General features: G+C 41.9%; 7 protein-coding genes. 5 read left to right on the top strand and 2 right to left on the bottom strand.

From position 1 onward, the window contains the following. The first annotated feature begins 197 nt into the window (after positions 1-197). From QZ379_RS06495 to QZ379_RS06475, 5 genes are all read left to right on the top strand, one after another. On the top strand, positions 198-1,001 hold the full coding sequence (locus QZ379_RS06495; RefSeq protein WP_291561963.1) for a basic secretory protein-like protein: 804 nt from the start codon (positions 198-200) through the stop codon (positions 999-1,001). A 23-nt stretch (positions 1,002-1,024) separates the two neighbouring features. Continuing rightward, a complete protein-coding gene (locus QZ379_RS06490) occupies positions 1,025-3,340 on the top strand; it encodes a GH92 family glycosyl hydrolase (RefSeq protein WP_291561960.1) in 2,316 nt (771 codons plus the stop codon). Positions 3,341-3,370: 30 nt separating this feature from the next. Further along, positions 3,371-6,454 carry a TonB-dependent receptor gene (locus QZ379_RS06485; protein WP_291561957.1) on the top strand — a complete coding sequence of 1,028 codons (3,084 nt, stop codon included), beginning with the start codon at positions 3,371-3,373 and terminating at the stop codon, positions 6,452-6,454. Between the two features lie 29 nt (positions 6,455-6,483). After that, a complete protein-coding gene (locus QZ379_RS06480; RefSeq protein ID WP_291561953.1) occupies positions 6,484-7,863 on the top strand; it encodes a RagB/SusD family nutrient uptake outer membrane protein in 1,380 nt (459 codons plus the stop codon). Positions 7,864-8,178: 315 nt separating this feature from the next. Further along, the gene (locus QZ379_RS06475; protein ID WP_291561951.1) at positions 8,179-10,929 is read left to right on the top strand and encodes a putative LPS assembly protein LptD; all 2,751 of its coding nucleotides are present in this window, start codon (positions 8,179-8,181) and stop codon (positions 10,927-10,929) included. A 5-nt stretch (positions 10,930-10,934) separates the two neighbouring features. Here QZ379_RS06475 and ung read toward each other — a convergent pair whose 3' ends face one another. Together ung and asnA are read right to left on the bottom strand one after the other, a co-directional pair. Continuing rightward, entirely contained in the window at positions 10,935-11,597 is a 663-nt protein-coding gene (ung, locus tag QZ379_RS06470) for a uracil-DNA glycosylase (protein ID WP_291561948.1), read from the bottom strand. A gap of 131 nt (positions 11,598-11,728) precedes the next feature. Then, on the bottom strand, positions 11,729-12,769 hold the full coding sequence (gene asnA, locus QZ379_RS06465; protein WP_291561945.1) for an aspartate--ammonia ligase: 1,041 nt from the start codon (positions 12,767-12,769) through the stop codon (positions 11,729-11,731). Positions 12,770-12,846: the final 77 nt, after the last annotated feature.

Here is a 12,846-nt window from a genome sequence, read left to right as displayed (position 1 = left end):
AGACATACGTTACTCATTCCGACATATTGGCAGGTGGCGAATGGGAGTTCGTCATGGATTCAACACCGAACAAGAGAAGAGGGGTTGGAAACATCAACAAACCTTATTCTTTATCTGCAGAAAAATAACAATAACATTTTGAACATAAAAAAAACAGGCATGAAAAAGCCTGATTAAAAACTTAAAAACTAAATAATATGAAACTTAAATTTATTCCTTTGTATCTTTTAGTGGCGGGTATGATGGCTTGCACTGGAAACACAAAAACAACTACAGAAGCAGTTGATGTAGATAAAACATCAAACTCATGGGACAAGTATTTTGTGGGCGATATCTTTTTTAATGACGAGGCTCTCGCTACGGAAGGTTCCAAAATTTATAATTCAATCATCACAAATCCTAAGGACTATATTGCTGAACAGGCCCGCACCGTATTGTCAACACTTTACTTCTCGCCCGAAGACAGCATAGTGCCGGTTGATACACTTCTCTATTATTTAAGGGATGTAAAAGGCATATCGGCAAAAGACGGTGGAAACGGAAAGGTTTCTATATTTTACAGTACTCAGCATATAGAGAAATCTTTTGCCGAAGGTGATACTGCAAAATTGTATTTCGAAACAAGAGGTGTTCTTCTCCATGAATTGACACATGCCTATCAGCTTGAACCTCAAGGTGTAGGCTCTTATGGAACGAACAGGGTGTTTTGGGCATTCATAGAAGGTATGGCGGATGCTGTCCGTATAGCCAATGGGGGATTTACTCCTGATGCGAGACCAAAAGGCGGAAACTATATGGATGGATATAGAACAGCTGGATATTTCTTTGTTTGGTTGAGAGATAATAAAGATAAAGATTTCTTGCGCAAGTTCAACAGAAGCACTCTCGAGGTTATTCCTTGGTCATTCGACGGTGGAGTGAAATATGCTCTTGGAAATGATGCCAATATAGACGGATTGTGGCATGAATACCAAGTTGTTGTAGGTGACATCAAAGAGTAACAACAGATAAAAACATTTGAATCATGATGAAATATTTATTGGCAGGTACGTTGTCTGCATTTTCCTTGAATATCTGTGCGGGTTCGGAAAAACTGGTGGATTATGTAAACCCGTTCGTAGGGACTGAAGGTTACGGAAACGTATATCCAGGAGCGCAGATACCATTTGGAGGTATTCAGATAAGTCCTGACACAGATTCGCGCTTCTATGATGCGGCAGCCGGATACAAATACGATCATACTACCATTCTTGGTTTCAGCCTGACTCATTTGAGCGGAACAGGTATTCCTGATTTGGGCGATTTCTTGTTTATTCCAGGCACCGGCAATATGAACTTGAATCCGGGTACAAGAGAAAAACCGGAAGGAAGTTATCGTTCTTCATATTCTCACGACAAGGAGACGGCAACTCCAAACTACTATTCCGTGGATTTGCTCGATTATGGAGTAAAGGCAGAAATGACGGCAGGTGTACGTAGCGGTATGTTCAGATTTACTTATCCTAAATCGGACAGTTCATTTATCATGATTGATATGAACCATACATTGTGGCAATCATGCGAATGGGCTAATCTAAGGTTGGAAAACGACTCTACAATAACAGGGTATAAGCTTGTTAAGGGGTGGGGACCTGAAAGGCATGTGTATTTCACAGCCGTATTCTCGAAGAAACTCAGTAACTTCCGTATCATGCAGGACGGCAAGCCTGTGATATACAATACAAAGCGTTTCCGTAGTGAATACGAAGCATGGGGAAAGAACCTTATGGCATGTATTTCTTTCGACACGGAGAAGGACGAACAGGTAATAGTGAAGACGGCCATATCGGCTGTAAGTACTGCTGGAGCAAAATTGAATCTTGCCGAATTGGATAACGTTACTTTTGACGAACTGCACCGTAAAGGAGAAAACTTGTGGGAGAAAGAACTTTCCAAATATATTGTAAAAGGTGACAGAAAAACCAAGGAAACATTCTATACTTCGGCATATCATGCAGCAATGCATCCTTTCATATTCCAAGATGCCGACGGCTCTTACAGAGGACTTGACAAGAATATAGACAAGGCAGAAGGGTTTACGAATTATACGGTTCTATCATTATGGGATACATACAGGGCTTTTCATCCTTGGCTGAATCTCGTAAATCAGGAACTGAATGCCAATATTGCAAACTCCATGCTTGTCCACTATAATAAGAGTGTTGAAAAAATACTTCCTATATGGTCGTTCTATGGAAATGAAACATGGTGCATGATAGGTTATCATGCGGTTTCTGTACTTGCGGATATGATTGTGAAAGGGGTAAAAGGATTTGATTACGAAAAGGCATACGAGGCTATGAAGCAAACTGCAATGAATCCTAACTATGACCGCTTGCCCGAATATACCGCAAATGGGTATGTTCCATTTGACAAAGAAGCAGAGTCTGTTTCAAAAACTTTGGAGTATGCCTACGATGATTATTGCATCGCACAGGCTGCAAAAGTTCTTGGCAAACATGATGATTATGAATATTTCATGAACCGTGCCATGGGGTATCAGACATTGATTGACCCTGAAACCAAATATATGCGCGGTCGTGACTCTAAAGGAGAATGGCGTACACCATTCGCACCCGTGGCATATCAGGGACCGGGTTCTGTACACGGATGGGGTGACATAACAGAAGGCTTCACAATGCAATATACATGGACTGTTCCTCACGATGTGCAGGGGTATATCAACGAATGTGGTGAAAAACTGTTCGAGAAGCATCTTGACGAGTTGTTTGTGTTGGAATTGCCAGATGACATACCGGGTGCACATGATATTCAAGGACGTATAGGTGGTTACTGGCATGGAAACGAGCCTTGTCACCATGTGGCGTATCTTTACAACTATCTGGGCAAACCTTGGAAATGTCAGGAAAGGGTGAGAGAAGTAGTTCGTAAGTTCTACGGAAACACTCCTGACGCATTAAGCGGAAACGATGATTGCGGTCAGATGTCGGCATGGTACATGTTCAACTGCCTTGGATTTTATCCTGTTGCACCTTCGAGCAACCAGTACAACATAGGTTCTCCGTGCGTTGAGGCTATAACGGTGGCAATGAGCAATGGCAAGAAGATAGAGGTGACAACAGAGAACTGGTCGGACGAGAATGTATATATAAAGGAAATGTTCTTGAACGGCAAGAAGTACCCTAATTCTTATCTTAATTACAGTGATATAAAGGATGGTGCTAAGATTCATTATGTAATGAGCAATAAACCTAATTACAAGAGGGCGAAAGCTATGAATGAGCGTCCATCTTCTGTGTCGAAAAAAGGAAAAACTAGAGAATACATATCAAATAATTAATTAAATTATTAACTTTAAAATACGGAAAACATGAAGAAAAAGCATTTAAACGGACAAGGCAAAAACCTTGGTTTGAACAGAATGTGTACAACTGCATTGTTGTGCGGTGGCTTATGTGCCACTCCATTGTTCTCTGCTGCTTTCGCTGCTGGAACAACAAGTAGCAGTGTTGAAACATTAATGCAATCTATCACAGTAAAAGGTTCTGTGGTGGACAAGAACCAGATGCCTATCATTGGTGCTACTGTGATGGTGGAAGGTACGACTACCGGTACAATCACTGATATTGATGGTAATTACTCTATTGATGTTCCAAACAAGAACAGCAAACTAGTAGTTTCTTATATTGGTTACAGTACTCAAAAAGTAGATGTTCAAGGACGTACTTCTATCAATGTAACATTGTCGGAAGAAAGTTTCAATATCGAAGAAGTGGTGGTAGTTGGTTACAATACCGTCAAAAGAGGACAGATTACCGGATCTGTGGATATGGTAAAAGGAGACAAGATAGCCATGCAGACTTCTGCCAACCTCGAAGACCGTTTGCAAGGAAAGGTAGCAGGTTTGATGATTTCAAGTGGTTCCGGACAACCTGGTAGCTCGGATGTCAAGATACGTATTCGTGGTACAGGGTCTATAAACGGTTCTAATACCCCGCTTTACATTCTTGACGGTGTAATGATAGAACCGGCACAGTTTGCTTCAATGAACAATAATGATATTGCGGATATTCAGGTGTTGAAGGACGCTTCGGCTACTGCAATATATGGTTCCAGAGGTTCTAATGGTGTTATCGTTATTACAAGCAAGAGGGGTAAAGAAGGAAAGACAAGCGTAAGCTATAACCTCAGACTAGGAGCTTCGATGATGCGCGACCCTAAGACTCGCATGATGACAGGAGAAGAAAACATGCTTTATCAAAAATATTGTGTGGAAGCTAATCCTAATTCCACTTCTTTCCCATTGATGCAAATCCTCAAGCATGAAGCCGACGGCACTGCTACTCCTGATGAACTTGCAAGACTTGAAGCTGCACGCGGAACAAATACAGACTGGATGGACGAGATGACTCAAAACGGATTTACCATGGAACATGTGGTTTCGTTGAATGGTGGTAATGAAAAAACGAAGTTTTTCATTTCCGGTTCTTATCTTAACCAGAATGGTATCCTTAAAAAGTCAGGACTTACAAGATACTCAGGTCGTGTAAATCTCGACCATAAATTGAACAAAAGAGTTGATTTGGGAGTAAGTGCAAATATCGGTTATACTGATTCTGAGTTTTCGGATCCTGATTCGGGAGAAGGACGTGTAGGATGGAGCAACCCGTTCTTTACAGCATTGCTTGCTTATCCTTACGAAAACGCTGAAGATTGGTACAATGGAGATAACCCTACATTGATAACTAAATATTACGATCGAAACAAGAACTTGCTCCGTTTGGTAGGTTCGGCATATTTGACTGTGAAGATTACCGATTGGTTGAAGTTCAAAACAAATTTCGGTATGGATTACTACGGACGCAAGACAACTTCTACCCTTGACCGCGAACATCCAAAAGCACAAGAAAATAAGGGCTATATGTCTCAATCCACTTCTGATATGCGCAGATATACATGGACAAACACTTTGAATTTCAATAAGACTTTTAAGGATTTGCATTACTTGTCGGGTGTTGTTGGTTTCGAAATGTATGATGGTGTATATTCTTCTTTCAATCAGACTGGATACGACCTTGACCCGTTCATGAACGATTCTCCTGCCGGAATAGGCGATAAGGACGGTTCTTCCAAGTTCCCTCCTAAAATTGGTGGTAGTAGAACTCGCAGCAATCTGATTTCTTACTTCACACAGTGGAACTATACTTATAATGACAGATATAACTTCTCTGCAAGTGTTCGTTACGACGAATCTTCAAAGTTCCTGGGTCGCAACAAGGGGGCTGCTTTCTGGTCGGTAGGTGCCGCATGGGATATTAGCCGCGAAGAGTTCATGGCTAAGTTTGACAAAATAAGCCAGTTGAAGTTGCGTGTGAGCTACGGTACTACAGGTAATCAGGATGGTATATCCGACTTTGGTACAAGAAATGGATATTCGAAGGCTTCTTATAATGGTACTCCAGGATATATACATTCGATTCTTGGAAATAACAACCTCAAATGGGAAACATCGGAACAGTTTGACCTTGGCGCTGACCTTAGATTGTTCAATAACCGTTTGAATTTGGCAGCGGATTTTTATTTAAAAAACACTCGCGACCTTTTGATGTTCAAGCAGATTTCTTTGACTTCAGGTTTTGAAAGCATACAGACCAATGCAGGTTCTATACGTAATACAGGTGTGGAACTTTCGGTAAATGCAACTCCTGTTCAGACTAAAGATTTTGAATGGACAATAGGTGCAAATATCACATATAACAAGAACCAGGTAAAAGACCTTGGCGTATGGGCAAACGAGGACAATATGTTTGTTAATGGAGATGTGCTTTATGAAGTAGGAAAACCTCTAGGTACATGGTATATGGTTGAACGTGCCGGAGTAAATCCTGAAACAGGTGAAGCTTGGTTCAGCGACCAAAAGGGTGGCTATATAGAAAACATTGATGCTGCTCCTAAAGTGGATAAGTTCAAATCATCGGAAGTTCCTGTGTTTGGTGGATTTGATACCAGCTTGAGCTATAAGGGCTTCAGCTTGTCGGCAAACTTCACATACGCTTTGAATTATTACATTATGAACGCTACACGTTGGTATGTTGATAACCATAACTTTAATGGTAACAAGCCTGCATATATGCTTACAATGTGGCGCAAACCGGGTGATGTAACTGAAATTCCACGCTTTGATGCTAAGAACAATCCTAGCCCATGGTCTTCACAGTTCCTTGAAAACGGTTCATATTTGCGTTTGAAAACATTACGTTTTTCTTGGACTGCTCCTCGCAAGGTATTGGACAAGATGAAGGTGTTCAGCTCTTTCAACGTGTTCTGCCAGGGAGAAAACCTGTTTACTGTTACAAATTACTCAGGTATGAATCCTGAAGTAAGCGGAAGCACAGACTACATGTCTTATCCGGTGCCTTTGAATGTAACTTGTGGTGTTAATGTTACTTTCTAATCTTAATAATTAAAAAACAACAAATTGATATGAAAAAGTTTCATAAATATATAATGTCTGCAACTTTGGCTTTCTTTGCAGCTTCTTGTAATTATACAGATTTGAATCCGACAGATCAGATAGATGATAGCATGATTTTCAGTTCTGTCGAGGCGTTAGAGCAGACGGTTACCGGTGCTTATTCCAGAATGTCGGTAAAGGCAATGATTAGTGTGGCCGATATATTAACGGACGATGTGATAAAAGGTGGACAGAATGGTGGTGCCGGAGATGACACATACCAGTGGACATATACTACTTCTATCGGCGATCATGCGAATATATGGTCAAGTTACTATAAAGTAATGAACGAGATAAACAGAATATTGAAAGGTGCCGACAGCGTGGTGCCGGGAGACGATGCTGAAGAAGCAAGCAAAAAGAACAGCATTGGTACGGCAAAATTCCTTCGTGCTTACAATGCCTTGCAGTTGATGTTGTTCTTTTCGAATATAGAAGATGAGAGTTCTTATGGTATTCCGTACACTAAAGAGCCTATAGTGCTTCAAACTCCGGGAAGAAACACAGTGAAAGAATGTTTCGACTATATGATTGAAGACTTGGAAGATGCCAGACCTTTGTTGTCTGCCCAGACACCGGAAAACCCGGCTTATGCTTCACAAACTGCCGTAGATGCTCTTTTGGCAAGAATATATCTTTACAGACACGATTATACTAATGCTTATAACATGGCAAAGAGTGTGCTTGCAGTGGTTCCTGTGGCAGACATGGACTCGTATGCGAAAATATGGAGCGATGAAAGCAATGCCGATATAATATGGAAACTCAAGAGATTTGCAGGAGAAGAAACCATCGGTACTATATTCTGGAGTGGAGATAATAGTAGTTCCTTCCAGCCTTCGGAAGAAATAAAGTCGGCTTATGACGAAGCAGATATCCGTAAGGATATTTTCTTAGGTGAAGGTCCGGATAGAGAAGGTGTGATAGTAGGACGTGTGAATAAATATAAAGGAACTGCAGCGGTCGGTCTTGCAGATGGCAAGATGCTCCGCGCTTCCGAAATGAAACTTATCATGACAGAAGCAAAGGCCAGAACAGAAAATGGTCTTGCCGAAGCAAACAACTTGCTGAATGAATTCCGTGCAGAAAGAATAGAAAACTGGAGCAACGTAAATTATTCTCAGGATGAGATTCTATACGAAATACTTCTTGAGCGCAGAAGAGAGTTATGTTACGAAGGCCATCGTTTCTTCGACATGCGTCGTTTTGGCAATGATATGGAAAAACCTATCATCGGTAAAACACTCGAAAAAGGAAACCATCGCTGGTTGTTACCTATTCCATTGGCTGAATTGCAGGCTAATCCTGTTATTGCAAAACAGCAGAATCCGGGATATAGCAACAATTAAGCAGGCTTAAAACTCAAATGATTTAAAAAACCGTTCCTTTTGGTCACTATGACCTGAAGTAACGGTTTTTTCTGTACAAGCGCAAGCACAAAATACATTGACTGTTATAATCAATTCGGTCTGTTTGCATACGTGTGACGGCTTTCAGAAATATGTCGGAATACTTTTGGGGGGTGTCGTTATTATGTTTTCGCAATGCCGATTATGGATAAATCAGTGGCATTTTGAAAAAACACATTAAAAATAAATCAGTATATACTGATATTTGGCTTATTATGCTTACTTTTGTACCGATTATTGCGAAAAAGGTATATAATGACATCGTTTAAAAGAACAACATACATATTTATAATATTGTTTCTGCTCAGTCTTGTTTCCACTTTTTACGCTGATGCACAGCGGGTAAGGGGAAAGCGTGGCGGTAGAAATGTATCGTCCGAAATCAAAACTGATTCATTGGCCGTTGATTCATTGGCTACGGATTCTCTTTTTTCAGATACGCTGTCTGCCGATTCGATAGAAAGTAAGGATGCACTCGACGCACCTGTGATATATGAAGCGAGCGATTCAATCGTCTTTACAAAAGGAGGTTTTGCGCATCTTTACGGTTCAGGAAAGGTCAATTATCAGAAAATAGAGCTTACATCAGCTGTCATTACAATGAATATGGACAGTAACACCGTGTATGCCAGAGGCGTGAAAGATACAGCAGGTGTAGAATCCGGTTTGCCGGTTTTCAAGGATGGCGAGACACCGTACGAATCGAAGATCATGCGATATAACTTCAAGACCAAGAAGGGTTTCATCAACAGTATTGTTACTCAGCAGGGTGAGGGATACGTTACCAGCCGTGATGCCAAGAAAGGTGCTGAGGATGAGATTTATATGCAGCACGGACGATATACCACTTGTGACAACCATGAGCATCCGCACTTCTATCTTCAGCTGTCCATGGCAAAGGTACGACCAAAGAAGAATGTAGTCTTCGGTCCGGCGCATCTTGTGGTGGAAGATGTTCCGCTGCCTATTGCCGTTCCTTTCGGATTTTTCCCTTTCAACAGCAGTTATTCGTCCGGTTTCATCATGCCGAGCTATGGTGATGAGTTGAACCGAGGATTCTATCTCCGCGATGGTGGATATTATTTTGCCATAAGCGACAAGATGGACCTGAAAGTGCTTGGTGAGATATTTACGAAAGGTTCGTGGGGACTTTCTGCAGCATCGAACTATAACAAGAGATATAAGTACAGCGGTTCGTTCAATGCCAGCTATATCGTGACAAAGACCGGAGAGAAGAACATGCCTGACTACTCGGTGTCGAAAGACTTCCGCATACAGTGGAGCCACCGTCAGGATGCCAAGGCCAGCCCTAACAGCTCGTTCTCGGCAAGTGTGAACTTTGCTACAAGTAGTTACGACCGCTCCAGCCTGAGCAGTCTGTATAATCCGCAGCAGTATGCGCAGAACACTAAGGCTTCGAGTGTAAGCTACTCGCGCAGTTTCCCTGAAATAGGACTTAACATTTCCGGTTCGTTCAACATTACGCAGAACACGCGTAACTCGTCTATCAATATGACATTGCCGGATATCAATATATCCTTGAACCGTATATATCCGTTCAAACGCAAGAAAGCTGTCGGAGATGAACGTTGGTATGAGAAAATCTCATTCCAATATACAGGATCTATGACAAATAGTATAAGTACTAAGGATAATCTTCTGTTCAAGACTCCGCTCACACAGTGGAAGAACGGTTTCCAGCATAAGATTCCGGTATCGGCTACTTTCAACCTGTTCAAGTATATAAACATTGTGCCTTCGTTCAACTACACGGCGAGATGGTATCTGAACAAGATAAAGAGGAGCTACGACCCGACACTGAACACGTCCGACCATATAAGGCGTGACACGATAAACGGTTTCAACCATGTGCATGATTATAATATGTCTGTACAGATGAATACCAAGCTGTACGGTATGTACAAGCCTCTCTTTATGAAGAGTAAGGAGATACAGGTGCGCCATGTTTTCACGCCAACCGTAAGCTATACATATACCCCTAATTTCGGAACAAAACGTTTCGGATATTATGACACATATACATATACCGATGAGCAGGGTGAGGTGCGTTCAGTGGAATATTCTCTCTATGAGGGTATGACATACGGTGTGCCTGGAAAGACCATGTCGCAGAATATCTCATTCTCTGTCGACAATAATATCGAAATGAAGATGAGGTCTGACCGTGATACGACCGGTTACAGAAAAATCAGTCTTATCGACCAGTTGGGAGCATCCATGTCGTACGACGTTGCCAATAAGAAATGGAGCGACCTGAGCATGAACGTTCGCTTGAAGCTGACAAAGAACTATACATTCAATATGAACGCATCGTTCGCTACATATGCTTATGAGTTCGACAAGAATGGAAATGTTGTAGTAGGCGACCGTACAGAATGGTCTTACGGACGTTTCGGACGATTCCAGGGATATAGCGGTTCGTTCTCATATACTCTGAATAACGATACGTTCAAGAAACTCTTCGGAAAGAAAGAAGAAAAAGATGACAAGAAGGACGGTGAGGAAAACAAGGATGAAGAAAATACCGAAGAGACTACGGAAGAACAGGAACAGAACAACTCGAATATCAGAAAGACAGAGGCTGCATCAATCAGCTCTGACGGATATATGGCGTTCAAGTTCCCATGGAGTGTAAGTTTGAGCTATAGCTATAGCATCCGTGAAGACAGGACAAAGGATATCAATATCAAGCGTATGCGCTATCCGTTCTCTCTGACACACTCATTGAATATCTCCGGTAACTTCAAGATTGGTAGCCGCTGGAATATGAACTATTCTACAGGATATGACTTTACTACCAAGGAACTGTCTATGACTACACTGAACATCACCCGCGACCTTCACTGCTTCAATATGAGTTGCGGACTTGTGTTCGGGCCATATACATCGTATAACTTTACAATCCGTGCAAACTCCAGTATGCTTACGGATGCCCTCAAGTGGGACAAGCGAAGCAATACCGGAAGTTCTGTTACGTGGTATTGATACTTCTACCAGTCGATGGCTGTTTTTCCGTTTTTCACAAGATAGTCATTGGCAAGGCTGAAGTGGTGATTCCCGAAGAAACCGTTGTATGCCGAGAGGGGTGACGGATGTACTGATGTGAGTACAAGGTGCTTGTTTCTGTCAATGAATGCCCCTTTTTTCTGTGCATACGAGCCCCACAGAATAAACACTAAGTTACTTTTCTCTTCAGCCAATTTCCTTATAACGGCATCTGTAAATTCTTCCCAACCTCTTCTTTGGTGCGACCCGGCCTGATGAGCGCGTACTGTAAGTGTGGCGTTAAGAAGAAGCACGCCCTGTTCAGCCCATCTTGTCAGGTCTCCGCTTTGTGGAACAGGTTTTCCCAAGTCGCTGTTTATCTCCTTGAATATGTTTACGAGTGAAGGAGGAGGCTGTATACCGTCGTTTACCGAGAAACACAATCCATGTGCCTGACCCGGACCGTGATAAGGGTCCTGTCCTATGATTACTACCTTCACCTTGTCAAACGGACAAAGGTTGAATGCATTGAAAATCAGTTTTCCCGGAGGATAAACCGTCGTTTCGTGATATTCCTTTCTTACGAAGTCTGTCAGTCTGATAAAGTAGTCTTTCGAGAATTCCGGCATCAATGCTTCCTTCCATGATTCTTCTATCTGTACGTTCATTGCTGTTTTGATGTTGTGATTTTATATCGGCAAAGTTAGCATTTTACAAACAAAAAAACAACGGAGTTTCTTAAGCCTTCTTGAGGTTTGGAAACTCCGCTGTAATATTTATATGTATCTCGTTTAGTTGCTTAGATAAGAGTCATGCCATGTTCTTCGCATTCCTTTCTCATGCTCTCAGGCCATATACTTGCCTGAATTTCTCCAATGTGTGCTTTTTTCAGATATAGCATACAGAGGCGTGACTGACCTATACCACCACCTATACTCAGTGGGAGAGTGCCGTTCAACAGTCTTTTGTGGAAATACAGTTCCTTTCTGTCTTCCTTGCCCGAAAGTTCCAACTGGCGCAACAGTGCTTCCTTGTCCACACGGATACCCATTGATGAAAGTTCGATGGCACGTCCTAAAACATCGTTCCATACCATGAGGTCGCCGTTCAGTCCCGGCAGACCGGTAGCCGGATCAATAGTAGAATAGTCATCATAGTCCGGAGCACGAAGGTCATGAGACTTTCCGTCGCTCAGCTTGCATCCTATACCTATTATAAATACGGCACCGTATTTCTTTGTGATAAGGTCTTCCCTTTCTTTAGGAGTCTTGTCAGGATACATCTGCAAGAGTTCTTCGGAATGTATGAAGTGTATGTCGTGAGCCAAGAATGATTTTATCTGCGGATACATTTCGCATACCATATACTCTGTACGTCGCATAGCCGAGTATATTCTTGTAACGATGCTTTTCAGAAAATCTATATTTCTCTGTTCTGCTGTGATTGTTCTTTCCCAGTCCCACTGGTCGACGTAAAGCGAATGCAGGTTTCCAAGTTCCTCATCCGCGCGTATTGCGTTCATATCTGTATAAATACCATATCCCGGATCGATGTTATAGTCGGCAAGTGTCACTCTTTTCCATTTAGCAAGAGAGTGTACCACTTCAGCCTGTTGGTCCCCCAAGTCCTTGATAGGGAATGACACGGCACGCTCTACTCCGTTGAGGTCGTCGTTTATACCCATACCTTTAAGAACGAACAATGGGGCTGTTACGCGGCGGAGTCTTAGTTCAGATGATAGGTTTTGCTGGAAGAACTCCTTTATCTGTTTAATGCCAAGCTCAGTCTGTTTCATGTCGAGCAGGGCTTTATAGTTGGTTGGTTTTATTAAGTAACTCATGATTTGTTTGGTATTAGTTTTGTTGGCAAAGATAGGTATATTTTGTAAATATGCAATTATAATTACGGAAAACTTAT

This window comes from Bacteroides sp. (genome assembly GCF_019417265.1).
GTDB lineage: Bacteria > Bacteroidota > Bacteroidia > Bacteroidales > Bacteroidaceae > Phocaeicola.
The sequence above is the reverse complement of the archived record's forward strand: the minus strand, read 5'-3'. Positions and strand labels throughout refer to the sequence as shown.